The organism is Novosphingobium sp. 11B (assembly GCF_054589055.1).
Genome location: NZ_BAAILP010000147.1, coordinates 40387 through 61174 on the forward strand (window position 1 = coordinate 40387; position 20788 = coordinate 61174).

The window sequence follows — 20788 nt, forward strand, 5'->3', positions numbered from 1 at the left end:
GAAATGGCCAAGATTTCCGATCTGCCCCGCCTTTCCCCTGAAAGCATCGATGGCACCGAACTGGTTCCGGTGGTTTACGATGACGAAACAGCGGCCGCGACCCTTGCGGAGCTTCTCGCACCCGCCCTTGCGCAAGCACGCAATTGGGCAGAGGGCGATGGCGAGCCCGGCGGGCCGGGTACCAAAAGCGCCAAGACGTGGGCCGCCTTCCTCGGCTCATTCATGCGCACGATCTCCGCTCGCTCCGGGTGGCCGCACGTCTTCACCGACGGCGCGAAGAACGTCCTCGGCGGGTGGAAAAAGGACGCCAGCTTCTGGACGGCACTCAGCGGCAACGTCGACGCGGCGATAGCCGCGCTGCGAGCGTCGGTCACGTTCCTTACCGGGAAGCTTCCTGCCACGATCTCGAATCGCGCTGGTTGGATCCACGTCTTCACCGATGGCGCCAAGAACAAGCTGTTCGGGGCCGATAGCACGGGCGATTTCATCATCGGCTCCAGCACCAACGTCTCGAAGTTCTTCCGAGACGGTGCACTATCGACGGTGCTGCAGGCCGCACTCTACCCCTCTAGGGATTTCGTGATTTACGGCGACAGCGAGACCGAAATCTCCATTGGTTGGCCAGAGATCGCTGCCGCCTTCGCTGCGATAGGCGAGGCACGAAACGTTTTTACTGAAGGCTTTGGCGGACAAGCGTCGCGAAGCATCCTGGCACGGCAGGGCGGACTTCCGGCGCTGGTGACCTTTGCAAACGGCGCGAGTGGCTTCCCGGAAATACCGGCCACTACCAATGCGGTCTCGGTGACTGTCGTAGGAAACCCTCTGTCGTATGCGTCGATCGCTCAGCCAAAGAGCATGACCGGTGTCATTCAGGTCGGCTCGTCCGGGATCCTTGGCACGCTTACCCGCACCGCCAATACGAACGACTACACCTTTGCGCGCGCGGCCGCCGGCGTCGCTGTGAAGGTGGACAAGGCCGTCCCCTTCGTGCCGAACAACAGCGACGTTCTGAAACGCATTCAGGTTTGCTGGATCGGCACCAACGACCTGATCCCGGCCGCCACCCCGGCTGAGACGATCCTCTCGTACATCGATCTCTACGTCGCGCGGCAAGCCACGCTTAACAAGCGGACCATCGTAATGATGCCGCTGTGGGACATGGATTCAGGGACGTCCGCCGCAAGCCGCGCAATCTACGACAACCTGCTGGCGCTGGTGAAGGCAAAGTACCCGCACTGCTACATCGACACCGTCGCGGTGCTGCAGCGGGCAGTCGCCAATCCTGACCAGAACGATCGAGACGACATCAACGCGGGCCTGGTGCCGCGCAGCATCATGGCCAACGATCGTCTTCACTTCCCGACCGGCGGGGCGGCGTACATCGCGCTCGCCGCCGAAATTCTCAACGTCACTAAGCGGAACGGCTGGTAATCATGGGTATAGAACACACTTCCAACCAGGTCGCTACGCCCGCTGCCGGTGTCGTGCTCGACAAGCTCTACAAAGACCCGGCGCTGACGAAGTACGACGTCTTCGTGATCGACGCTCTCGATACCGAGTGCTGGCCATCGCAGGCCGCGCCGGTTGCGGGTAGCAGCGTCATCGACATTTCACCGGCAGACGGAGCTGACGGCACTTTTGCGGCACCGCTCATGGGTTTCGACGGCGGCTTCGTCATGGATGGCACGGCCATCCAGACGATCGCCTTGCCCGCATCTTGCCAACCCGCCACCACCTCTCGCGGCAACATCGCGATGGTATGGCTCTACCTCCCGGCCGCTGCAGGAGCGATCCGTAAGCTATTCGGGTGGATGCGGTCCGGACCGGTGACCGGCAGCTGGGGCGCATATCTCGCTGGCGCGCAAAGCGGCTTGCAGGTCTCCGTAATGGCGGACGGTGTCAGCGCGACGCTCAATCTCCCTGCGTCCGACCTGTACCTTTTCGCCCTTGGCCGCGTCGAGGATGGAGCGGGCGGATTCCAGTACCGCCGCCGCATAATCAGGGCGAGCAACGCGGCTGATATCACCAAGGCCGGTGCGGCGTCTGGCGCCAATGCAGCGCAGCCCAGCACCGCCGCAGCGTCGACGATCGGCGGCGACGCCTCGTTTGGCGCCTCCGCCGTCTCACGGTTCTACCGCATGCGCATGGTGGACGTGAAACAGGACGCCAACGTAGCCACGGCGGCGTGGTTCGACACCATCGTAGATGCCGAGTTCGCGCTCAACCGTGCGCGCTCGGACTGGAAGCTGCCCTGATGCGTGCGCTCGATCATCTTCCCGATGGCCTCAAGCTCTCGCTCGACGCACTTTCATTCACTGCCCTGCTCGGGAGCCTCATCAGCGTGCTGCCTGCCGTCGCCTCCCTGCTGACCATCCTCTGGACCGCCATCCGCATCTACGAAACGCCGACCGTGCAGCGGCTCGTGAAACGCAAGGAACCGGAAGCATGATTGCCAAGCTGAAAGCGCGCCTGGTCCCCGGTGCACGGCACTGGTGGAAGTGGTCCAGCGTGCAATTCGCCGTCGTCGGCGGCGCAGTCACCAGCTGGGCCGCGACCGATCCCAAGGGCTTCGCGCATGTCGTGAGCCTGCTGCCGAATTGGGCGCAGCCGCTGGTCGGCGTTGGCCTTGCCGCCGTCGCGATCTGCCTGCGCGTCACTCAACGAAAGGAGGGCTGAGCCATGTCGGAATTGAAGATCCCCGTTGGCGTAAAGCGCGGCAGTCTCGCCGCGATCGTCGGTCTTTTGTCCGCCTCGATGCTCTTGGTCGAAACGCCCAAGGAGGAGAGCGGCCGCACGGTCGCGGTCGCCGTGGCCGACGACGGCACCGCGACCATCAACCACGTCGCCGGGCCGCAGTATCTGAAAGCCTACCTGGACATTGCCGGGATCCCGACCGCCTGCGACGGCATCACGGCTGGCGTGAAGATGGGCCTGCGCTACAGCGAGGCGCAGTGCGCTGCCCTGCTCGAGGCCGAACTGGCGAAGCATGCCAAGGGCGTCATGGCCTGCACGCCGACGCTTGGCGCAGATGGCCGCGACTACCAGCGGGTCGCGGCTGTGCTGCTCGCCTACAACATCGGCGTCGGGGGCTACTGCGGATCCACGGTGGCGCGACGGTTCAACGCGCGGCAGTGGCGGGCCGGGTGCGATGCGTTCAGCATGTGGAACAAAGCGCGCGTGAAGGACAAGGCGCACCCGAAAGGCGTGCTCCGCCCTGTCGCCGGCCTGACAGCGCGTCGTGGGCGCGAGCGGGCGATCTGCCTCCGGGGGGTGGCATGAAGCTCCTGCTCGCCGTGCTGGGCGGGCTGGGCCGGGTAGCAGCGTGGCTGCTCGGTCTGGCCCGCCGTCACCCTGCCCCCACGGCCTGCGCCGCATTGCTGGTTCTCGCTTGGTGGCAGTGGTCAGGGAAGGAAGATGCCCTCGCCGGCCGTGACCAAGCGCGCACCGCGCTCGCCACGGAAAAGAAGTCCCGCGAAGCCGAACGGGCCGGATGGCGGCGTGAAGTCGCTGCCGCGCAGGCCACCACGGCCGCCGCAGAACGCAAATCTCAGGAGATCGCTTCCGATGCCCAGACTTCCCACGATGCGCTCGCGGCCGACAATGCTGGCCTGCGCAATTACATCGCTGCTCGCGGCCTGCGGTCCGGCAGCGGTGTCCCCACTGCCACCTTCCCCGCCGATGATCTCGGTGCCGCCGTTCATGCAGCAGCGCCCGCCAGCGCCGTCGTGGCGGCAGACACAGCCGACCTCGTCTCCTGCGACGGCGCCTATGTCTACGCCGCCTCGGCCTACGAATGGGCCCAAGGTCTGATCACGGCAGGCCTCGCGAAACCTGAGAGCGCCGGCCGATGAAAGACCAGGAAGATATCCCTGCGGATATGTCGGAGCTTATCCGCCTCGGAACGATCGCTACCGTCGATCTCGATGCGAAGCGCTGCACCGTGCTCTATGGCGACGAAGATGACGACGATGGAGGCGCCACGACGCCGCCGATCCGCTGGCTCGCCCCTCGCTGCGGGAAGACGAAGGTGTCGAGCCCGCCCAGCGTCGGCGAACAGGTCATTCTGCTCTGTCCCGATGGTCAACTTGCCGCTGCCGTGGCGCTCGCTGGAATCGACCAGGACGCGTTCCCGCTTCCTTCGTGGGGCCTGACCGAAGGCGTCGAATTCGAGGACGGCGCGCGGATCACCTATGATCCTGTGGGCCACGCCCTCACTGCCACCTTGCCCGGCGGCGGGACTGCGCTCATAGAAGCACCGGGCGGAATGACGATCCGGGGGGACGTCACGGTGGAAGGGACGATTACCGCAAGCGAGGACGTGGTTGCGGCAGGTATCAGCCTCAACAGCCACAAGCACGGGAACGTCCAGGCGGGCAGCGCCCAATCGGGCGGGCCGGTCTGAAGAGAGGTCAGGTGCTCACTGCGCGGGGAAACGCGAGAAGAACACCGGGCCACCGTTTTCGGATCACCTATTTGCCCCCGTCGCAACAGATCCTGCGTCCGGCCGTGGCGGAGACACGCCGAACCTTCGCTCCCGTTTAGCAGCCCAAGTTCTGCCAGATGGTCCGGAACGGAATATGTTGTGCGAGCCGGTAGAGCAGAAACAGACCAGATCCTCCCAAGGCCAAAAAAACGACGGCGGTCTCTACAAAGAAGAATCGCACTTCTTCGGGAGCAATTTTGTCGCTTACTGTGCTCATGGCACTTTCCATCGCCAATATTGCAGCCTTCATGACCGGGATATCGTGGGCGGTCGCCGCGTTCAACCGCTCAGCCGAGGTAGAAAGGTTATAGATGGACACGCGGTATCTATGGGTCGACACTTCATCGACCTTCCTATCGAACTGTTCTTTAATTGCAAAAATATAGTTTGAAGTTGGAACCGCTGCTCGGGTCCGCATTTCTGCTTTGAAACGCTCCAGCTCCGCCGAGCTGTCGTCTGCTGGCTCAGCAATAGTATCCAGAATGCTATCAACGGATTCTTGGTGATGCTGGCTGATTTGATCCAGCCAGTGATCCGTAGTTTCCTGCTTCATGCTTTCAATGTTCGCCATCGTGCTGGCGGCCCCAGCGAAGTTGGTTGCCAAAGCCTTCGCCGAAGCAAGAATGCTCTCGAACTCCGCCTTGATACCAGTCAGCGCCTCGTAGAGGCTGACATCACCGAATTTACGGACAAGTTTCGTGTGCTCGATGAAAGCGCGTCTACGGTTTATTCGGAATCCATATGCGGCGTACGCGAGTATAGCGAGCAGCAATAGCTGAATGACGAGTAATGGAGCTGAAACTTTTACATCAAGTGCTTCGAATTCAAATCTCCCGTTCGGATCGGGGACAGCGAGGCAGGCAAGAAAAACGAGGATGCTGATAGCGAAGGCTGACTGTTTAGCTTTTTGATAGTCAGGTCCAGTATCAAACAGCTCGGCATTGACGTTCATAGTTTTGATCCCCCACATAGCTCAGCGCTACAATTAAACGTGATAGCCCGTTGCTGGTAGCGCCGATATTCACCCGCCCGCGTTATGGCATTTCCCTCTTAGATCGCGCTCTGATCCTCCCATGATCGGGATGGACGCCAACACCGGGAAGCAGCTCGACGGCACCGCGCACCTTGCGCAGTCGGTCGGCAAGATCCTGACGACGCCGCTGAGCCGACGCGCGATGCGCCGGCCATTCGGCTCGATCCTGTTCGACCTGATCGACCGCCCGATGAACGCGGCCAACGTCATGCTCATGCGGGCGGCAACTGCCGTGGCCATCCGGGATTGGGAACCGCGCCTTTCGATCGCCAAGATCGACGTCAGCGGCACGTTCGCGGACGGTTCTCTCACGATCTCCATCGCCGGTAAGCGCACCGACGTGCCCGAGCCAAACGCGCAGGTCACCCTCTCCATCCCCATCACCCGCTGAGGAAGCGTCCATGACCCACGGTCTTACCCTTACCGAATCGTCCGACAGCACCGTCACCGCTTCCCCGTCGAGCATGTCGGTGATCGGGCTGATCGCCACCAGCGAAGCCGGTGTCGGCGATGTTGCCGCCGAGATCGACGCCGCCTTCCCGCTCAACACGCCGGTCCTGGTCACCAGCGTCGACATTGCGGCCGGTAAGGCCGGGAAGCTGGGCACGCTCAAGGCCGCGCTCGAGGCGATCGGGGATCAGTCCAGCCCGGTGGTCATCGTCGTGCGGGTGGAAGAAGGGGCGACCACGGCCGAGACAGACGACAACGTCATCGGCGATACCACCGGCGGCACCTACACCGGCCTGCAGGCTCTGCTCGCGGCCGAGAGCCTGGTGGGCGTTCGTCCGCGCATCATTGGTGCGCCTGGTCTCGATACACAGGCGGTTAGCACCGAGCTCGTGATCGCGGCCAAGAAGCTGCGCGGGTTCGCCTATGCACGCGCGATCGGCGCCGACGTCGCCGCCGCGATCCTCTACCGCGAGAACTTCTCGGCGCGCGAGCTGATGCTGCTGTGGCCAGACACCAACGGGTGGGCGGGCGATGCTGTCGCGCGCGCCCTCGGCCTTCGCGCGCGAATCGACGAACAGATCGGTTGGCACAAGACCATCTCCAACGTCGCGATGGACGGTGTTCTTTCCATCACGAAGGACGTGCACTTCGATCTGCTCGACACCTCCACCGATGCCGGCGTGCTCAACGATGCGCAGATCACCACCATGATCCGCGCCGAGGGCTACCGTTTCTGGGGCAATCGCACCACGGCGGGCGACGACGCGCCGGATTTCGCTTTCGAAAGCGCGGTGCGCACCAGCTATGCCCTGCAGGACGTCATCGCCACCACCATCCGCCCGTTCATCGACCAGCCCATCACCGTGGGCCAGATCAAGAACCTGCTCGAGAAGGTGAACGCTGCGTTCCGTGCGCTTGTTACGCAGGGCCGCATCGTTGGCGCACAGGCGTTCTTCGATCGCGCGGCGAATACCTCGGACCAGCTCGCCGCCGGGCGACCGACCTTCCGCATGCAGTTCACGCCCTGCGCTCCGATGGAGAACCCGCGCGTGAATCTGGTCATCACCGATTTCTACTACTCGGACTTCGCCGACCAGCTGGTCTGAGCCGTAACCTCCCCTCCCGCTGAAAGGATCCGGCCATGGGCCTCGGTCGCAAACTCATCAACATCAACGGCTATGTCGACGGCGTCAGCTACCTCGGTACCATTGCGGAGTTCGAAGAGCCCAAGCTCGCGTTCACCGGCGAAGATATCCGCAACGGCGGCATGTTGGGACCGGTTAAAGGCGATATGGGTCTCGAAGCGATGGAGGCCACCATGACTATGGGCGGCCATGTCGCTGCTCTTATTCGCCGCTTCGGCACCACTGCAGTCGACGGCGTGCAGCTACGCCTCGTTGCAGCCTACCGCGCCGATGACGGCACCCCGGCGGAAGCTGTCGAGATCTTTATCGGGGGACGCTTCGCAGAAATCGACCTCGGCAAGGGCAAGCCGGGCGAGAGCACCGAGCATAAGTACACGATCCCGCTCGCCTACTATCGGCGCGAGGTGGACGGTGTCGTCGAGGTTGAGATCGACATGATCAACGGCGTGCATCTTGTCGGCGGCGTTGATCGCTACGCCGAAATTATGGCGATCCTGCTCGGCTGACACCCACCAACATAACCAGATCCACCGGGCGGTCCTGTTGCGGGGCGCCGTCCAGGTGGTGGGCCGGGGAGGATCGGTAATCTCTCTCCCCCTTCCCGGCCCCGACTGCCCCGCTGACCAGGAGCCCCGCACATGGCCGAACAGACCGACGTCGCAGCCGCGACCACGCAGCAGAACCGTTACGAAACCGTCACGCTCAACACGCCGATCATTCGCGGCGAGACCAGCCTCGGGAAAGTCAATATTCGCAAGCCTAAGGCAGGCGAGCTGCGCGGCGGCATCACCCTACAGGACATCCTGACTACTGATGTCACCGCGATGCTCAAGCTGATCCCGCGCGTAACGGAGCCACCGCTACGTCCCGACGAAGCCGACAACCTTGAGCCTGACGACCTGGCCGAGATCTGCGGAACCATTCGCGGTTTTTTTATCACGAAGACGGAACGGGAAGCGATCGAGGCGATGATGGCGGAACATCGCCCGAGGACCTGATCGCCGAGATCGCCTACATTTTGCATTGGCCCAAGAGCGAGCTGGAGACGCTGGATCTGGATGAGCTGATGGAGTGGCGCAACCGGGCGGTCGCGATCTGGAACCGGATGAACCCACCCAAGGACGGGACACCGTGAGCAACAAGCTTTCCCTGATCGTGAACTTCCTAGGCGTTGACAAGATGTCCGGGGCGCTGCGCAACATCGTCGGCCTCGGCCGCCGGGGTTCGTCCTCGATCCGCTCCCTCACCGGCGAATCGCGCAAGCTCGAGCGGGAGCTGGCAAAGGTGCGGCGCGAATTGTCTGGCGCAACCGGGAACGTCACCGAGCTGATGAACCGGGAGCGCGCGCTCGAGCGCAGCATTGCGAGCACCAACGAACAGCTTGCCCGCCGGCGCCGGCACCTTGCCATCGCCGCCGATCGGCAGGCTATGCTCAACCGCGCGCAGGAAATGCGCGGCAAGGGCGCGGAGGGCATGCTCGCAGGCGCAGCCATGGCGGTGCCGCTGATCGCCGCCACAAAGCAGGCAATGACCTTCGAGAGCGCCATGGCCGATGTGCGTAAGGTGGTGGACTTCCCCAACCCTCAGGCGTTCGCGAAGATGTCGGACGACGTGCTCGACCTCAGCACGCGGATCCCGATGGCGGCCGAGGGCATCGCGGCGATTGTCGCCGCCGCCGGCCGCGCCAACATTCCGCGCAAGGAACTGCTCGGCTTCGCCCAGGACGCGGCAAAGATGGGCGTCGCCTTCGACATGTCCGGCGATGAGGCCGGCGCTATGATGGCGAAGTGGCGCACCGCCTTCGCCATGAATCAGGACGGCGTGAATACGCTTTCCAACCAGATCAATGCGCTCACCAACGCCTATGGCGGCACGGCGACCGACGTATCCGGCATCGTCACGCGCATCGGGGCGCTGGGCAAGGTCGCCGGCGTCACCGCGCCGCAGGTTGCCGCCATGGCGCAGCTGCTCAACAGCGTTGGCGTCGAGGAGGAGGTTGCTGCCACCGGCATCAAGAACATGATGCTGGCGCTCACCAAGGGAGACGCCGCGACCAAAAGCCAAGCGGAATCGCTGAAAACGCTGGGGCTCAATGCTACGGACCTTGCCGACCGGATGCAGAAGGACGCCGGCGGCGCGATCACGGACGTCCTGCAGCGGCTGAGCAAGGTGCCCAAGGCACAGCAGGCCGGTATCCTGACCAACTTGTTCGGTTCGGAATCCGTGTCGGCCATCGCGCCGATGCTCACCAACCTTGACAAGCTGCAAACGAACCTCGCCCTGGTCGCGGACAAGTCGAAGTACGCGGGATCGATGGAGAAGGAATATCTCTCCGCGATCGCGACGTCCGAGGGCGCCACCGGCCTGGCGATGAACGCTCTGAAGGGGCTCAACATCACGTTGGGGCAGCAGCTGCTGCCCACGGTCATGACCGTTTCACGTCAGGTGGTTTCCGCCGCCAATTCGGTGCGGGCATGGGCGAAGGCTCATCCGCAGCTTACCTCGTTCCTGGTCAAGACTGTCGGTGCCCTGATTGCTTTCCGGTTTGGGCTCGGCGCAGCCAAGTTCGCGGTGGGAGGCTTGCTCGGGCCATTTGCGCGGATCCTTCCGTACTTCCGCAAGGTCGATGGCATTTCACGCTTCGGGCGCCACCTTGGCGTCTTCGCACGACTGTCCATTCAAGCCGGCGGTCTCGCTATGCGCGGATTCGGTCTTGTGCGAGGTGCCGCAATGCTATTGGCTCGCGGGGTGGTACGGGCTGGCCTGATAATGATGGCCAATCCGATCGTCCTCGCTATCACGCTGATTGTGCTCGCGCTCGCCGGCGCCGCGTACCTGATCTACACCCATTGGGATAAGATCAGCGCTGCCTTCACCGCCGGTGTCGCGTGGGTGAAGGGCAAGCTGCAGGGTCTGCCGGACTGGCTCAAGAACATCGGGTCGATGATGATGCAGGGCCTGCTGCTCGCGATCAATCCCATGGCGCTGGCTTGGAAGCTGCTCGACGTCGCGAAGAACGGCGTCACCGCGTTCCGCAATTACCTTGGCATCAAATCACCCTCACGCCTGTTCATGGCGATGGGTGGTCACGTCGCAGGCGGTCTGGAACGCGGCATCGACGAGAACCGCCACGGCCCGGTGCGCGCGATCGGACGCATGGCGTCTGGCGTGGCGGCCGCCGGCGCGGTTTCGCTCACACCGATGAATGCAGCCGCCAGCCCATCGGGCGGTGGCCAAGGTGGCGGCGGCGGCTTCGGGCCGATCGAACTGCATATCCACGGCACGCCGGGAATGAATGTGGACGAACTGGCTGATGCCGCCTTCCGTAAGTTCGAGCGCAAATTGGCCCAGCGGGGCCGTTCCGAGTTCAAGGATCGCTGATGGCCTCCGCACCGCTCATGTCGCCCTCGCAGCTGCTTACGCTGGGCATGTTCCTGTTCGGCATGGACACGGCCGCCTATTCCGATTTCCAGCGCAGCCAGGCGTGGCGCCACGAGGGCACCGATCGCCACATGGCGCGCCCCGCCAGCCAGTTCGTCGGGCCCGGCGAGGATAGGATTACACTGGCTGGCCTGCTCGTGCCGGAAATCGCCGGCAGCTACAGCTCGCTGGATCGTCTGGTCGAGATGGCGGACACTGGCGGCAACTGGCCGCTTGTGGACGGCGCAGGCCGCGTGCTCGGGCACTTCCGCATTGATCTGCTCGACACAGCCCACCGAACGGTGCTCGCCGGCGGCATTCCGCGCGCGGTGGATTTTCAGATTCAGTTGACCCGGGTGGACTGATGGCGGACGCGAATATCGCCGGCCTGCGCCTCACGCTTGATGGCATCGACCTGGCTGACAGGATCAATCCGCGCTTCGTCGAACTTTCCCTTTCCGAGAAGCGCGGGGGCGAGGCGGACGAACTGTCTCTCACGCTCCATAACGCCGATGGTAAGCTCGCCCTTCCTGAGCCGGGGAAGGTGTTAGCTCTGGCGCTAGGGTGGAAGTCGGGAACGGACGTGATTGTCGGCTTGGTCGACAAGGGCCGTTTCACCGTTGACGAGGTGGAGTTGACCGGCCCGCCCGACCAGGTGCTGATCCGCGCACGATCCGCCGATCTCAATGGCGACTATCGCAAGCGCCGCACCAAAGCGTGGAAGGATACGACTGTCGGCGAGATACTGCAGGACATCGCCAGTCGCAATTCCGTGACGGCGCAGGTCCATCCGGATCTATCCGGCAAAGCCATCTCCGCGATCGACCAGCACGGTAAGAGCGACATGGCATTCGTGAAGGATCTCGGCAGCCGGTATGATGCGGTCGCGACGTGGAAGGATCGAAAGCTGCTCTTCATGCCGATCGGCAGCACCACGACTGTCAGCGGAAAAGCCCTCGCACCGCTCGCCATCACCAAGCGTGACGGATGGTCCTGGCGTTTCACCCAAGTCCAGCGCGACGAATACGACGGCGCTGAGGCGGCTTGGCACGATCAGGCGAGCGGGAAGAAGAAGAAGACCTCGACCGGCGGATCAAAAGCAAAGCGCCTGAAGCGTGTTTATGCCAGCGAGGCGGATGCGAAGCAGGCTACCGAGGCGGAAAAGGCCAAGCGGCAACGCGGGGCATACGAGTTCGAATACGAGCTCGCGATTGCGGATCCTCGGATCCAGCCCAACCAGCGTGTCGCTTTGTCGGGCTGGAACATGAAGGTCGATGCCATCGCCTGGCTGGTGAAGTCAGTCGATACCAGCATGGGAAGCGGAGGCTTAAAACAGCGAGTAAGTATGGAGAGCGTTTAAATCGCCCGCAGCGGCACAAAAGGTCAAACCGTGGTATCATCCATGAACTGCAGCCTGTCGCATAGAAAATAAATCCCAAGTAACATGGTGACGGCGAGCTGCGCGAGCAAAAAGAAGAACGCGAACCCCCCTACAGATTTCATTGCGATGCGCAAAAATGCAGAAATTTCAAGAATTTCTCGCAGCTGATCTCCAAACATTCGTGCGACATACAAACCAAATAACAATATGATGGACGTGAAAGACAAATATCCAAAGAGATAACAAACAAATTGCCTATGCGTCAGAACATGCTCTACTATAGTACTTCGGTTATTTTTGCGCCTTAGAATGGCAGGTTCACCTTTTAAATGATCGTCCAGTCCAACACGATCGAATGTGGCAACGGCTGCTAAAGCCGCGATGAAAAAAGCGATCAACAAATTGAGTAAATTGATCACGTTCGGTACAAGTCCGCTGTCAGCGAACAGCCCAAGGCTGACATGCATGCGTTGCACAAAAATGGTAACGGGCAGCGCCACGACAAAAGGAAGAACAAAATCGTACGTGATTTTGGAGCTAAAAAGGCCTGAGCCTTGCGATATCGTCAGATATCGCATCGGAGCTCCCAATTGTCGGACCGCCCAGATCATGACCAATTCGACTTGTCAGTTAGCTCCTTGGCCATCATCGTACAGATTTCTTGGAACACCTTTGAATAGCACGTCGCGAGGGTCGATGTGAAACCCAGCAAACGCTTCGATCGAGAATACAGAGTGTCCATAGCATCGGCCTTCTCCAACTCGAATCTTGGCGATGAACTCGTGTTGCCCGGAAGTTTGTCGATACGAAATTGCACCTCTTGGTAGCTCTGCTCTTTACCCCACTTGGCAATCTGTTGAGCGAGATCGTACGCCTTTGAAGCGCCTTCCTTTTTAGTTCTGATTACGAGTTCTTCTTTGATGGTAGTAAAACGCGAAGGATCTCCTGGCCCACCATACGTCTCTACCTCTCGAATCAGCGTGATCTGAGAGAGTACGCCCTGCTCAATGTCCTTTTTCAACGTCTGAGCTGGCACTTTGTTGATGCCGAGGCGGTACTTGCAGCGACGCTCAACCACTTCGATCTTCTTCCCCCTTTTTAGAGGGCGATCATATAGCAGGTCTGGGTCATCAGCCGTGGCATTATCGATCAAGCGCTCGAAGAACGCGTTTACCAGCGTGCTGCTCACCCCCGGCATTTTTTCAAAACAGGCGCGGTGCCTGCCCTGTGTGTGCGCGGTCTTGCTGATCAGCATATGCGCCGACCACCCCTGCACCTCGTCGTCGGCGGGCTTAACGTCCTTAACGGTGAGCTTAATCGGATTTATAAAGCTTGGATGTGCGGCGTCCGGGTCGCCTCGGGTCACTAGGATTGCCCATGCATCCAGATGAGGCAGGTCAACAATGTCAGCGACGAAAATGCAATTTTTTGGGTTCTTGGCCTCATTTTCACCAACAACGCGGTTGTCCTCGTCGATGTACAGGAAGGCCTTTCCTGCTTGAAACTCGTTCTGCAAGAGCTCCACAATCCGAGGCACAGTAACAGTTACAGGCGCATCCGCAGGCACGGCGTGCGGCCAAAGGTTCCACATAAAGATTTGCCGTTCGCTGCTTAAAGCGACCATTCACACCCCCTCTTAATAGTCGTCTGGCCAAGTTTCATCTGGGTAAAAGTCCGGATCGGAAGCGGGTACTTGGCTGTCAGGCTCAGCGGTACTTCCATCCGCCTCGTCAGGCCCCGTTGCGATCATCGCAGGCGTCAGTTTCGGATCCTCGCCATCGAAAGCAAGACGAACCCACCCGCCAAATTTTGCCTTACGTTGCAGGACGGCGCGCATTTCCCGACCGGCCCGCAGCAGGGCACTGATGCGGACGGCCCGCTGCGAGCTGATGTATCCCATTTGCATGCCGTCAGCGTTGTACACCGCGACCGCGTTTTCATCTGCCGGGTTGTCGGGCTCGAGGCGCAGCTCGACCGGATCACCTGGCTCGCACATCGCCATAGCGAAACGTCGGTTGGAGCCGTCGCGATTGTCAAACTCGATCCCGACAACGGCGAGCGAAATGGCAGGCAGAGGCGTGTCGAACACTATCAGCCCGCTATTTTGCGAATAACGGCAACCACCTTCCCTATCGGGTGTAGCTCGCCGTCAAAGGCGATCTCCGATTCGACATTGGGATTGTCCGACATTATTTTAATGCCGCCGCTGGGAAGCGGTCGAAGGCGCTTTATCAACCCGAAGTTACCGTAAGATATCGCCCAAATCTGGTCGCCCATACCGACCAGATTTTGTGCTGTGTCGATGATGACAACATCTTCGTTTTGTATCGTAGGCGCCATCGAATCGCCGATCCCACGCGCCATGAATATCCGGCTGGCCGGTGACAGAGTATATAGGCGCAGCCAGTCGCGTGCGAACTTCCGCCCCTTCTCTTTGACGGGAAGGTCAAGATAGCTTCCGCCGCCCATTCCGAAAGCAAGATCAAGCTCTTTGATCTCCACAATCTCAGTGTCGTCGCCTGCCAGCGCAGGCGAGATCACAACGCGAGCAGATGGGCCGTCATCCTCGGTTTCTCCGATCAGGTATTCTGGCGTCGTATCGAGCGAACGGGCGAGTTCGATTATCTTTCCGGTCTCCCGGGTTTCGCCAGAGATCAAGCGGCCGATCGTTGGCTGCGACACACCCAGCTCCCGCGCCAGCGCAGACTGGCTAGTGCGCCGATCCTGTATCAACCATTCCAGTCGGGAACCAACAATATCAGCCATTCCCGATGCCTATACGAAACTGAATAACGGCACACGCTACAAATTCGTTGACCTTCCTATTCAATTCTGTATAGATCGCTTCATGGACGAAGAACCCTCCCGCTACGAAGCATTGGTTTGCTGTCGCGAAGTCGCTGGCAGCGACAGCCAAATGGCTCGTGACCTCGGCGTCACACAGCCCAAGGTGTGGCGTTGGATCAACCAGTCCAAGCAGCTTCCCGCTGAGTATGTTCTCTTGGCTGAACGGCTTTACGGCGTGTCGCGTCACTTTCTTCGCCCCGATATCTATCCCGTCGAAATGCCCGAGGCGCCCTCTCGCTGGTCCGGCGTCGATCAACGCGCCAGTGTCCGCAGGAGCGGCGTAGACGGGCGACCTCGCCGGGTCGCGGTCAATCGCCGCCAGATTTTGAACGGGGCCGGGCTGTGACCAAGATCCGTGAGCCCCTCACATATGAAGCGACGCTAACCAAGATCGCTGCTCAGATCGGGTGGGATCGGTGCGCTGCGATCTGCGGTGTCACTTCCGAACGCACCGTTCGCTACTGGTCGGACCCCGACTGCGAGAAGGAAATCCGCCTGATCGACGCCGAGCGGCTCGATCGCGCTTTCATGGAACGCGGCGGAGATCACGCCCCGTTCCACCGCCTCCACGCCCTGCGCCTGGACATCGCCAACCGCGAAGGCCCTGACCATTGTCTCGCCGCCGTCGCAGGCAAGGCCGCCAAGGAAACCGGCGAAGCGGTTGCCGCCCTCATCACCGCCAGCAGTTCGCCCGATCCTCGGACCCGGCGCCGCGCACGGCAGGAAGTTCACGAAGCGATCGAAAGCCTGACCGATGGTCTGGCGACGTTGGATCAGCAGGAAGCGGAGGACGGTCGAAAATGAGTGGCGAGGGGATACTGCGGGGGGGCCCGTTGATCCATGCACCGCTTGAATTCCGGCTTCGATCAGGTGGGGCGCTCTCCAAAGACAGCGCGCTTATCACCTGCCCGAAGTGCGAAGCGCCGGCCTTCATCCGGCGCTCCACCCGGGTCACGGCGACGGTCAAGCACCTGCATGCACACTGCACCAACACGGGCTGCGGACACACGTTCATGTCCGAGATCGTTTTCGTGCACAGCTTCAACCCCGGGTTGATTGCCCGGCCGGATTTGGACTTACCGCAGTGCCCTGCGGATCAGATTCCACATGTGCTGCCGCCTAGTCGGGACGAACCCGACGACAGCCAGATGAGCATGTTCGCCTCGGCCTGACGGCCGGGGCCACCCACCCAAACCATGATGATTTTTCACGGCCGCGCTGCGGCCGAGGGGGAAGCTTTGCCTAAGAAACACACCCGCGCCCGGATTGCCGAACTGGAAAGCCTGCTCGCTCAAACCCAAGGCACTCTCCGCACGGCAGCCCTTCTCCTTGGCTGCGCTGAGCTGAATTGCCTGAGCGAAGAGGACAAGCGAAACCTCCGGCCCGTTGCGGACGAATGCGCCGGACTAAGCGGCGCTATTCAGTACACCATCGAAAGCGACGTCGTCGCCGGTGAGGGCGCCCGCCGGTGAACCTGCAGCAGGAAGTCATCAAGGGCCTGCAGGCCCGGTTCAAGTTCAAGAACACGAAGGGGACTTGGCTGCAGGAGGGCGTGTGCCCGAATTGCCGTCAGACCTCGGTGTACTGCGCTTCCAAGGAACCGAAGATCGTTCGGTGCGGGAAGGGCAAGTGCCAGTGGGAAGAGAGCGTCCGCAGCCTGCTGCCCGACCTGTTCGAAGACTGGTCGAAGCGCCATCCACCGTCTCACGAGAACCCCAGCGCGTCGGCCGACGCCTACTTGTCGCACGAACGCGGCCTCGACCTGCAGCTGCTGCGCGGCTCCTATACCCAAGAGGTCTATCGCGACCACAAGACGGGCGAGACCAGCGCCACCATCCGCTTCCCGGTGGGCGATACCTATTGGGAACGCATCATCGACAAGCCCGGCCGTTTTAGCGGCAAGGCCCATTTCGCATACGGCGGCAAGCCCGGGGGCCATTGTTGGATCCCGCCCAAGATCTCGCTCGAGGATCTCGCCCGGGCCGATGACATCTGGATCACCGAAGGCATCTTCAACGCCGTCGCCTTGGAGCAGGGCGCGCACCTGATCGCCGTGTCGGCGATGTCGAGCAACTTCTGGCCCAAGCATTTCCTGTCGATGCTGACAGCGGCGCTGCAGCAGTACCAGCGCGCCACCCGGCCCCGCCTGGTGTTTGCCTTTGACCCCGGCGCCGCCGGCGTTTCCTTCGCCCGGCGTTTCGTGAAACAGGCGAAATCCGAAGGCTGGAACGCAACCGCTGCGCAGGTGACGCCGGACGGGGAAGGCACATCGAAGGACTGGAACGACCTTCTCCTCGACCATGTTGAATGGCGGGGCGAGAAGGATCGCGCTCCGCTCGGCCCCGAGGCGATCCAGAACTACCTGTGGAACGGCGGCCTCACGATCGCATCTTCACCACGCGAAAAGGCGAAGATGCTGCACGAGAAGCGCAAGCTCGCTTCGTTCGACTTCCGGCACGGCAACAGCCTGTGGTGGTGCAAGGTAACCTACGACGACGACGAAAAGCGCAACCTCATGATCGAGGAGATCGCGAACTGCGCCTTCCGCCTGCTCTATCGTGAACGCGACGAAATCGCGGACGAGACGAACTACTTCCTGCAGATCGACTTCCCCGGCGCTGAGCCCACGGTGAAAGCCCGCTTCTCCTCCTCGGCCTGCGCAAACTCGGGCGAATTCAAGAAGCGTCTCATGGCCTTCGCTGGGACGTGGACCGGGACCGGCGAGCAGCTGGATCGTCTGATCCGCAACCAGACGCGCGGCCTCAAAGTGGTCGAGCCCATCCCCTTCACAGGATACTCCGCGCCGCACCGCGCCTGGCTGCTTGGCGACACGGCCGTGCGCGATGGTCGCTTGGTCGACCTCAACCAGGAGAAGTACTTCGACTTCGGCCGGCAGGCTGTGAAGCTGCGTAGCCCGGAGCGAATGCTCGAGATCCATTACGACGCGGACAAGATCACGTTCGAATGGATCGCAACGATCTGGACCGCCTACGGCCCAAAGGGGCTGATCGCCCTCGCCTTCTTTACGATGTCGTTTTTCGCGGTGCAGATCCGCGAGAAGCTCAAAACCATCGGCTTTCTCGAGATCACCGGCCTTCCGGGATCCGGTAAGTCCACGCTGGTAGAGTTCCTCTGGAAGCTGGCGGGGCGCGCCGGTTACGAAGGTTTCGATCCTAACAAGGGCACCGTAGCGTTCCTCGCCCGCAGCCTGATGAAGGTGTCCAATCTCCCGGTTGGCCTGATCGAAGGCGGCCGCGATGACGACAAGGCCAAGGGTTACAAGCAGTTCGACTACAACGAGCTGCTAGTTCTCTACAACGGCCGCAGCCCGCGCGGAACCGGGCAGAAGAGCGGCGGGTTTGAAACCTCCGAGCCGCCCTTCCTCGGCACCATCTACCTCATGCAGAACGAGCGGATCGACGCGATCCCGGCCGTGCTGGAACGCCTCATGTCGATGGACATCGACAAATCGCGCTGGTCACCGGCGACGAAGACGGCGGCGATCAAGCTGGAGCGATGGCCGATTGAGGAGGTGTCGGGGACAATCGTCCACGTCACCCGCAACGAGGCGAAGTACCTTCCCTTCTTCTTCGACCGCTACGATTTCCACGACGCCGACATGCGCAAGCGCGTCGACGGTCTGTCGAACGATCGCCCCATCAAGTGCCACAGCCAGCTCGCAGCAGGGGTAGAGGCGCTGCAGCAGCTGTTCCCGTCGATCCGCCCCGAATGGATCGAGGAAACCCTGCGCGTCGTCGATGCCATGGCGCTCGATCGGCAGAACTCCTGCGGCGGCGATCACCCGATTGTCTCGGACTTTTGGGACAAGGTCCAATACCTGCTGGAGCGGGAAAAGCCGGAGGACCATGCCGACGGCAAGTCGGTCAACCAGCACCGCGATCCCGACACCACGATCGCCATCAACCTCGTCGATTTCGAGGCGCGGTGCCGCAACGCCGGCATCGCCCCGCCCAACATGGACCTGCTCAAGAAGCTGCTGCGTAACTCGAAGTCGCGCAAATGGATCGCGACCAAGAACGTCAACAACCCGATGGCGCGTGTGCTTTCGTGCTGGGTTTTTGATCAGCCCAAGAAAGCGGAGCGGATGATATGAGCCGCCCCCGAATCTTCATGGATCGGTTCACGGTCGGAATCTGGCGCGCCCTCACCGTGGACAGTTCCACGCCATGGGCGGCAGGGGACTACCCTGATCTCCTCGCCATGGCCGAGAGCATGCTCGCGTCGCGCCAAAAGCGCTTCCCCGAGTTGGTCAAGGCCGGAAAGTTGGACCAGGCGCAGGCGGACGCCGCCCTGGCCATCTACGCGGCGATCCTCGCCGATTGGCAGTGGATCGTCACCGGCGAGGGCGAACGCGCCCACCTCTCCACCCTCGAGGCGCGCAAGGCCGCCCTCGATACAAGCCTCGATACGATCGCGGAGATTGCCGGCGAACGCCGAGGATTTACCCGCGAGCTAGCCCTGCAGGCGCAGCACGTCATCGCGATGCGCTGGCACCTCGAGCCCGAGCGCGAAACCCACTTCTTCGCCGCCCTCACCCACCAGATCCGCGCCGAACTCGCGCGCAAAAACGCCGGGGCCGTTGCGGCTCCGGAACCTCTCAGGAGTGCTGCCTGATGTCCAATGACCGCATTCACGCTGCCTACTGCCGTTGCCACCAATGCGCCCCGCGCCACCCGAGCGCCGCCGACATCTCCCCGGTCCTGCGCATCGTCTTCCTCGCCGCCGCGATCGGCGTCGGCCTCGCCTTCGGAGCATGGGCCGGGGCCGTGCTCGCGAACTCCCTTTCGTCCTGGTCCTGATTGGAGCCCGTCATGCGCATCCAGCATCATCCCAAGGCACGATCGGCAGCGGAACGCGCTCTGGCGCGTCGGCCGATCCCCTTCACCTTCCAGTGCCACGGTTGTGAGACCGTCGAGCACCGCCCCCGCCCGATCCTCCCTGTGGGCTGGGTTACCGTCGAGATCTGCGGCGATTTGCGGGCGTTCTGCGGCGTCTGCATTCCCGGCCTGCCCTGCGAGCGGGAGCCGCTGCAGTGAACGCGCCGACGACAATCCCCGTCGACACAGCGCCTTGTCGCTACATCATCGTCCTCGAAGCGGACCCGATCGACACCGACATGCGCCAGCGCATCTCCCTCTCCGCCGCTTTCTACCAGCGCAAGATGTATCCCACCGTGATCGCTTCCGCATCGATCCTCGGTCTGGTCGTCATCGTTGCCCAGCTCGTGAAGTGGATTGCCTCATGATGGTATCCACCCGCGTCCAGCGTGAAGCACGCGATGCCGTCATCGCCGCCCGTTTCAAGGGTGGCCCCGTCCCCGCCAATCCATACCGGCGCGACAGCCGATCGCACCTGTGGTGGGACATGGGCGTGCGCAAGGCGGAAACCGCCGTCGCGGACCTCATGCGTGTGGGAGCCTGACCATGGTTCCTGTCACCGTCACACCCTGCGCGGTCGAACGCTACGTCGCCTATTTCGGCGGCACCGAAGAGGATGCACGCACCGCCCTCTCCGCACCGATTTTCCAGATCGCCGCGGACTTCGGCGCCCGGGTTGTTCGCCTCCCCCGCGCCCGCGTCGTCATGCGCTTCGCAGAGGGCGTTGCAGTCGTGCTCAGCGTGATGCCGACGGACCGCATTCCGCACCAGCTCATGCCCCTGTCCTGGGGTGGCCCGCCGCTGGCGCGCCTTGACCCCGCCCTTTCCCGCTCACCGATGGAGATTGCCAATGGCTAAGGCCCACCTTTGCGACGTGCCCGGCTGCAACACTACCCGCAAGCGCTGGCAGCGCCTCTGCGAGAAGCACTACGCTGCGCTGCCGGGCGATATCCGCACCGGCATCATCGCCGCCCATCAAGCGGGTCGAAAGGGCGACTGGCGCCGGGAGCGCCGCCGCGCCGCCGAGCACCTGGCCCACGCCGCTGCGCAGGCCACGCCCACGCCGATCACGCCCCAGCGCGCCTTCGAACTCAACCAGCGCCTCCTCGGCGAGCGCTGACCTTTTCCACC

General features: G+C 62.2%; 32 protein-coding genes. 27 read left to right on the forward strand and 5 right to left on the reverse strand.

Features of this window, described 5'->3' with window-relative positions:
• The first annotated feature begins 3 nt into the window (after nucleotides 1-3).
• Genes ACYPYD_RS13735 through ACYPYD_RS13765 form a run of 7 tightly spaced genes read left to right on the forward strand, consistent with a single transcriptional unit; the run spans nucleotide 4 to nucleotide 4402 of the window.
• The gene (locus ACYPYD_RS13735) at nucleotides 4-1431 is read left to right on the forward strand and encodes an SGNH/GDSL hydrolase family protein (RefSeq protein ID WP_459663658.1); all 1428 of its coding nucleotides are present in this window, start codon (nucleotides 4-6) and stop codon (nucleotides 1429-1431) included.
• A gap of 2 nt (nucleotides 1432-1433) precedes the next feature.
• Nucleotides 1434-2255: a hypothetical protein gene (locus ACYPYD_RS13740; RefSeq protein WP_459663660.1), complete on the forward strand. Its 822-nt coding sequence runs from the start codon at nucleotides 1434-1436 to the stop codon at nucleotides 2253-2255.
• Nucleotides 2255-2449, forward strand: a complete 195-nt coding sequence (locus tag ACYPYD_RS13745) for a hypothetical protein (protein ID WP_459663661.1) — start codon at nucleotides 2255-2257, stop codon at nucleotides 2447-2449. Before ACYPYD_RS13740 ends, ACYPYD_RS13745 begins: the two co-directional genes overlap by 1 nt.
• Nucleotides 2446-2676, forward strand: a complete 231-nt coding sequence (locus ACYPYD_RS13750) for a DUF7940 domain-containing protein (protein WP_459663663.1) — start codon at nucleotides 2446-2448, stop codon at nucleotides 2674-2676. The genes ACYPYD_RS13745 and ACYPYD_RS13750 overlap by 4 nt, the downstream gene beginning before the upstream one ends.
• A 3-nt stretch (nucleotides 2677-2679) precedes the next feature.
• Nucleotides 2680-3279 (forward strand): lysozyme, encoded by a 600-nt coding sequence (locus ACYPYD_RS13755; protein WP_459663664.1) that lies wholly within the window; start codon nucleotides 2680-2682, stop codon nucleotides 3277-3279.
• Nucleotides 3276-3851: a hypothetical protein gene (locus ACYPYD_RS13760; RefSeq protein WP_459663666.1), complete on the forward strand. Its 576-nt coding sequence runs from the start codon at nucleotides 3276-3278 to the stop codon at nucleotides 3849-3851. The genes ACYPYD_RS13755 and ACYPYD_RS13760 overlap by 4 nt, the downstream gene beginning before the upstream one ends.
• Before the next feature lie 26 nt (nucleotides 3852-3877).
• Nucleotides 3878-4402, forward strand: coding sequence for a phage baseplate assembly protein V (locus ACYPYD_RS13765; protein ID WP_459663667.1), 525 nt, complete (start codon nucleotides 3878-3880; stop codon nucleotides 4400-4402).
• 136 nt (nucleotides 4403-4538) lie between these two features.
• On the opposite strand, the gene ACYPYD_RS13770 is transcribed toward ACYPYD_RS13765, so the two are convergent.
• Nucleotides 4539-5435 (reverse strand): hypothetical protein, encoded by an 897-nt coding sequence (locus tag ACYPYD_RS13770; RefSeq protein WP_459663668.1) that lies wholly within the window; start codon nucleotides 5433-5435, stop codon nucleotides 4539-4541.
• 121 nt (nucleotides 5436-5556) lie between these two features.
• Between ACYPYD_RS13770 and ACYPYD_RS13775 the strand changes: the two genes are divergently transcribed.
• From ACYPYD_RS13775 to ACYPYD_RS13810, 8 genes are all read left to right on the forward strand, one after another.
• Nucleotides 5557-5907, forward strand: a complete 351-nt coding sequence (locus ACYPYD_RS13775) for a GPW/gp25 family protein (RefSeq protein WP_459663669.1) — start codon at nucleotides 5557-5559, stop codon at nucleotides 5905-5907.
• A 10-nt stretch (nucleotides 5908-5917) separates the two neighbouring features.
• On the forward strand, nucleotides 5918-7072 hold the full coding sequence (locus ACYPYD_RS13780; protein WP_459663671.1) for a phage tail sheath subtilisin-like domain-containing protein: 1155 nt from the start codon (nucleotides 5918-5920) through the stop codon (nucleotides 7070-7072).
• 35 nt (nucleotides 7073-7107) lie between these two features.
• Nucleotides 7108-7617 (forward strand): phage major tail tube protein, encoded by a 510-nt coding sequence (locus ACYPYD_RS13785; RefSeq protein WP_459663673.1) that lies wholly within the window; start codon nucleotides 7108-7110, stop codon nucleotides 7615-7617.
• 132 nt (nucleotides 7618-7749) lie between these two features.
• Nucleotides 7750-8109, forward strand: coding sequence for a phage tail assembly protein (locus ACYPYD_RS13790; protein WP_459663674.1), 360 nt, complete (start codon nucleotides 7750-7752; stop codon nucleotides 8107-8109).
• Nucleotides 8110-8117: 8 nt separating this feature from the next.
• Nucleotides 8118-8246 carry a GpE family phage tail protein gene (locus ACYPYD_RS13795; protein ID WP_459663741.1) on the forward strand — a complete coding sequence of 43 codons (129 nt, stop codon included), beginning with the start codon at nucleotides 8118-8120 and terminating at the stop codon, nucleotides 8244-8246.
• A complete protein-coding gene (locus ACYPYD_RS13800) occupies nucleotides 8243-10492 on the forward strand; it encodes a phage tail tape measure protein (RefSeq protein ID WP_459663676.1) in 2250 nt (749 codons plus the stop codon). The genes ACYPYD_RS13795 and ACYPYD_RS13800 overlap by 4 nt, the downstream gene beginning before the upstream one ends.
• Nucleotides 10492-10896: a phage tail protein gene (locus ACYPYD_RS13805; RefSeq protein ID WP_459663678.1), complete on the forward strand. Its 405-nt coding sequence runs from the start codon at nucleotides 10492-10494 to the stop codon at nucleotides 10894-10896. Before ACYPYD_RS13800 ends, ACYPYD_RS13805 begins: the two co-directional genes overlap by 1 nt.
• Entirely contained in the window at nucleotides 10896-11891 is a 996-nt protein-coding gene (locus ACYPYD_RS13810; RefSeq protein WP_459663680.1) for a contractile injection system protein, VgrG/Pvc8 family, read from the forward strand. The genes ACYPYD_RS13805 and ACYPYD_RS13810 overlap by 1 nt, the downstream gene beginning before the upstream one ends.
• Before the next feature lie 23 nt (nucleotides 11892-11914).
• Here the strand turns inward: ACYPYD_RS13810 and ACYPYD_RS13815 are convergent, their stop codons facing one another.
• From ACYPYD_RS13815 to ACYPYD_RS13830, 4 genes are read right to left on the reverse strand one after another with little or no spacing between them, the layout of a single operon-like run.
• Nucleotides 11915-12490, reverse strand: a complete 576-nt coding sequence (locus ACYPYD_RS13815) for a hypothetical protein (RefSeq protein ID WP_459663682.1) — start codon at nucleotides 12488-12490, stop codon at nucleotides 11915-11917.
• Between the two features lie 29 nt (nucleotides 12491-12519).
• The gene (locus tag ACYPYD_RS13820; protein WP_459663684.1) at nucleotides 12520-13536 is read right to left on the reverse strand and encodes a hypothetical protein; all 1017 of its coding nucleotides are present in this window, start codon (nucleotides 13534-13536) and stop codon (nucleotides 12520-12522) included.
• A 12-nt stretch (nucleotides 13537-13548) separates the two neighbouring features.
• Nucleotides 13549-14001: an HIRAN domain-containing protein gene (locus ACYPYD_RS13825; protein WP_459663685.1), complete on the reverse strand. Its 453-nt coding sequence runs from the start codon at nucleotides 13999-14001 to the stop codon at nucleotides 13549-13551.
• A 2-nt stretch (nucleotides 14002-14003) separates the two neighbouring features.
• On the reverse strand, nucleotides 14004-14678 hold the full coding sequence (locus tag ACYPYD_RS13830) for an XRE family transcriptional regulator (RefSeq protein ID WP_459663686.1): 675 nt from the start codon (nucleotides 14676-14678) through the stop codon (nucleotides 14004-14006).
• An 82-nt stretch (nucleotides 14679-14760) separates the two neighbouring features.
• Here ACYPYD_RS13830 and ACYPYD_RS13835 point away from each other — a divergent pair, with 82 nt between their 5' ends.
• From ACYPYD_RS13835 to ACYPYD_RS13890, 12 genes are read left to right on the forward strand one after another with little or no spacing between them, the layout of a single operon-like run.
• Nucleotides 14761-15105, forward strand: coding sequence for a YdaS family helix-turn-helix protein (locus ACYPYD_RS13835; RefSeq protein ID WP_459663688.1), 345 nt, complete (start codon nucleotides 14761-14763; stop codon nucleotides 15103-15105).
• Complete coding sequence (locus tag ACYPYD_RS13840; RefSeq protein ID WP_459663690.1) at nucleotides 15102-15563, forward strand: hypothetical protein; 462 nt, start codon at nucleotides 15102-15104, stop codon at nucleotides 15561-15563. The genes ACYPYD_RS13835 and ACYPYD_RS13840 overlap by 4 nt, the downstream gene beginning before the upstream one ends.
• A 29-nt stretch (nucleotides 15564-15592) precedes the next feature.
• The gene (locus ACYPYD_RS13845) at nucleotides 15593-15931 is read left to right on the forward strand and encodes an ogr/Delta-like zinc finger family protein (RefSeq protein WP_459663691.1); all 339 of its coding nucleotides are present in this window, start codon (nucleotides 15593-15595) and stop codon (nucleotides 15929-15931) included.
• Nucleotides 15932-15955: 24 nt separating this feature from the next.
• Entirely contained in the window at nucleotides 15956-16231 is a 276-nt protein-coding gene (locus tag ACYPYD_RS13850; RefSeq protein ID WP_459663693.1) for a hypothetical protein, read from the forward strand.
• Nucleotides 16228-18873: a toprim domain-containing protein gene (locus ACYPYD_RS13855; RefSeq protein WP_459663695.1), complete on the forward strand. Its 2646-nt coding sequence runs from the start codon at nucleotides 16228-16230 to the stop codon at nucleotides 18871-18873. The genes ACYPYD_RS13850 and ACYPYD_RS13855 overlap by 4 nt, the downstream gene beginning before the upstream one ends.
• A 17-nt stretch (nucleotides 18874-18890) precedes the next feature.
• Nucleotides 18891-19394 (forward strand): hypothetical protein, encoded by a 504-nt coding sequence (locus ACYPYD_RS13860; protein WP_459663696.1) that lies wholly within the window; start codon nucleotides 18891-18893, stop codon nucleotides 19392-19394.
• Nucleotides 19394-19579: a hypothetical protein gene (locus tag ACYPYD_RS13865; RefSeq protein WP_459663697.1), complete on the forward strand. Its 186-nt coding sequence runs from the start codon at nucleotides 19394-19396 to the stop codon at nucleotides 19577-19579. Before ACYPYD_RS13860 ends, ACYPYD_RS13865 begins: the two co-directional genes overlap by 1 nt.
• Nucleotides 19580-19591: 12 nt before the next feature.
• Complete coding sequence (locus tag ACYPYD_RS13870; RefSeq protein ID WP_459663698.1) at nucleotides 19592-19816, forward strand: hypothetical protein; 225 nt, start codon at nucleotides 19592-19594, stop codon at nucleotides 19814-19816.
• The gene (locus tag ACYPYD_RS13875) at nucleotides 19813-20025 is read left to right on the forward strand and encodes a hypothetical protein (protein WP_459663700.1); all 213 of its coding nucleotides are present in this window, start codon (nucleotides 19813-19815) and stop codon (nucleotides 20023-20025) included. Before ACYPYD_RS13870 ends, ACYPYD_RS13875 begins: the two co-directional genes overlap by 4 nt.
• Entirely contained in the window at nucleotides 20022-20201 is a 180-nt protein-coding gene (locus tag ACYPYD_RS13880) for a hypothetical protein (RefSeq protein ID WP_459663702.1), read from the forward strand. The genes ACYPYD_RS13875 and ACYPYD_RS13880 overlap by 4 nt, the downstream gene beginning before the upstream one ends.
• Before the next feature lie 2 nt (nucleotides 20202-20203).
• Nucleotides 20204-20515 carry a hypothetical protein gene (locus ACYPYD_RS13885; RefSeq protein WP_459663703.1) on the forward strand — a complete coding sequence of 104 codons (312 nt, stop codon included), beginning with the start codon at nucleotides 20204-20206 and terminating at the stop codon, nucleotides 20513-20515.
• A complete protein-coding gene (locus ACYPYD_RS13890) occupies nucleotides 20508-20777 on the forward strand; it encodes a hypothetical protein (protein ID WP_459663705.1) in 270 nt (89 codons plus the stop codon). The genes ACYPYD_RS13885 and ACYPYD_RS13890 overlap by 8 nt, the downstream gene beginning before the upstream one ends.
• Nucleotides 20778-20788: the final 11 nt, after the last annotated feature.

What these genes read in the sequence shown, in the direction of transcription:
- ACYPYD_RS13785 (WP_459663673.1), top strand. Translation starts at nt 7,108, where the DNA reads ATGGGCCTCGGTCGCAAACTCATCAACATCAACGGCTATGTCGACGGC.
- ACYPYD_RS13830 (WP_459663686.1), bottom strand. Translation starts at nt 14,678, where the DNA reads ATGGCTGATATTGTTGGTTCCCGACTGGAATGGTTGATACAGGATCGG.
- ACYPYD_RS13735 (WP_459663658.1), top strand. Translation starts at nt 4, where the DNA reads ATGGCCAAGATTTCCGATCTGCCCCGCCTTTCCCCTGAAAGCATCGAT.
- ACYPYD_RS13860 (WP_459663696.1), top strand. Translation starts at nt 18,891, where the DNA reads ATGGATCGGTTCACGGTCGGAATCTGGCGCGCCCTCACCGTGGACAGT.
- ACYPYD_RS13755 (WP_459663664.1), top strand. Translation starts at nt 2,680, where the DNA reads ATGTCGGAATTGAAGATCCCCGTTGGCGTAAAGCGCGGCAGTCTCGCC.
- ACYPYD_RS13780 (WP_459663671.1), top strand. Translation starts at nt 5,918, where the DNA reads ATGACCCACGGTCTTACCCTTACCGAATCGTCCGACAGCACCGTCACC.
- ACYPYD_RS13760 (WP_459663666.1), top strand. Translation starts at nt 3,276, where the DNA reads ATGAAGCTCCTGCTCGCCGTGCTGGGCGGGCTGGGCCGGGTAGCAGCG.
- ACYPYD_RS13740 (WP_459663660.1), top strand. Translation starts at nt 1,434, where the DNA reads ATGGGTATAGAACACACTTCCAACCAGGTCGCTACGCCCGCTGCCGGT.
- ACYPYD_RS13820 (WP_459663684.1), bottom strand. Translation starts at nt 13,536, where the DNA reads ATGGTCGCTTTAAGCAGCGAACGGCAAATCTTTATGTGGAACCTTTGG.
- ACYPYD_RS13750 (WP_459663663.1), top strand. Translation starts at nt 2,446, where the DNA reads ATGATTGCCAAGCTGAAAGCGCGCCTGGTCCCCGGTGCACGGCACTGG.
- ACYPYD_RS13815 (WP_459663682.1), bottom strand. Translation starts at nt 12,490, where the DNA reads ATGCGATATCTGACGATATCGCAAGGCTCAGGCCTTTTTAGCTCCAAA.
- ACYPYD_RS13885 (WP_459663703.1), top strand. Translation starts at nt 20,204, where the DNA reads ATGGTTCCTGTCACCGTCACACCCTGCGCGGTCGAACGCTACGTCGCC.
- ACYPYD_RS13765 (WP_459663667.1), top strand. Translation starts at nt 3,878, where the DNA reads ATGTCGGAGCTTATCCGCCTCGGAACGATCGCTACCGTCGATCTCGAT.
- ACYPYD_RS13805 (WP_459663678.1), top strand. Translation starts at nt 10,492, where the DNA reads ATGGCCTCCGCACCGCTCATGTCGCCCTCGCAGCTGCTTACGCTGGGC.
- ACYPYD_RS13810 (WP_459663680.1), top strand. Translation starts at nt 10,896, where the DNA reads ATGGCGGACGCGAATATCGCCGGCCTGCGCCTCACGCTTGATGGCATC.
- ACYPYD_RS13890 (WP_459663705.1), top strand. Translation starts at nt 20,508, where the DNA reads ATGGCTAAGGCCCACCTTTGCGACGTGCCCGGCTGCAACACTACCCGC.
- ACYPYD_RS13880 (WP_459663702.1), top strand. Translation starts at nt 20,022, where the DNA reads ATGATGGTATCCACCCGCGTCCAGCGTGAAGCACGCGATGCCGTCATC.
- ACYPYD_RS13835 (WP_459663688.1), top strand. Translation starts at nt 14,761, where the DNA reads ATGGACGAAGAACCCTCCCGCTACGAAGCATTGGTTTGCTGTCGCGAA.
- ACYPYD_RS13745 (WP_459663661.1), top strand. Translation starts at nt 2,255, where the DNA reads ATGCGTGCGCTCGATCATCTTCCCGATGGCCTCAAGCTCTCGCTCGAC.
- ACYPYD_RS13790 (WP_459663674.1), top strand. Translation starts at nt 7,750, where the DNA reads ATGGCCGAACAGACCGACGTCGCAGCCGCGACCACGCAGCAGAACCGT.
- ACYPYD_RS13865 (WP_459663697.1), top strand. Translation starts at nt 19,394, where the DNA reads ATGTCCAATGACCGCATTCACGCTGCCTACTGCCGTTGCCACCAATGC.
- ACYPYD_RS13850 (WP_459663693.1), top strand. Translation starts at nt 15,956, where the DNA reads ATGATGATTTTTCACGGCCGCGCTGCGGCCGAGGGGGAAGCTTTGCCT.
- ACYPYD_RS13870 (WP_459663698.1), top strand. Translation starts at nt 19,592, where the DNA reads ATGCGCATCCAGCATCATCCCAAGGCACGATCGGCAGCGGAACGCGCT.
- ACYPYD_RS13775 (WP_459663669.1), top strand. Translation starts at nt 5,557, where the DNA reads ATGATCGGGATGGACGCCAACACCGGGAAGCAGCTCGACGGCACCGCG.
- ACYPYD_RS13770 (WP_459663668.1), bottom strand. Translation starts at nt 5,435, where the DNA reads ATGAACGTCAATGCCGAGCTGTTTGATACTGGACCTGACTATCAAAAA.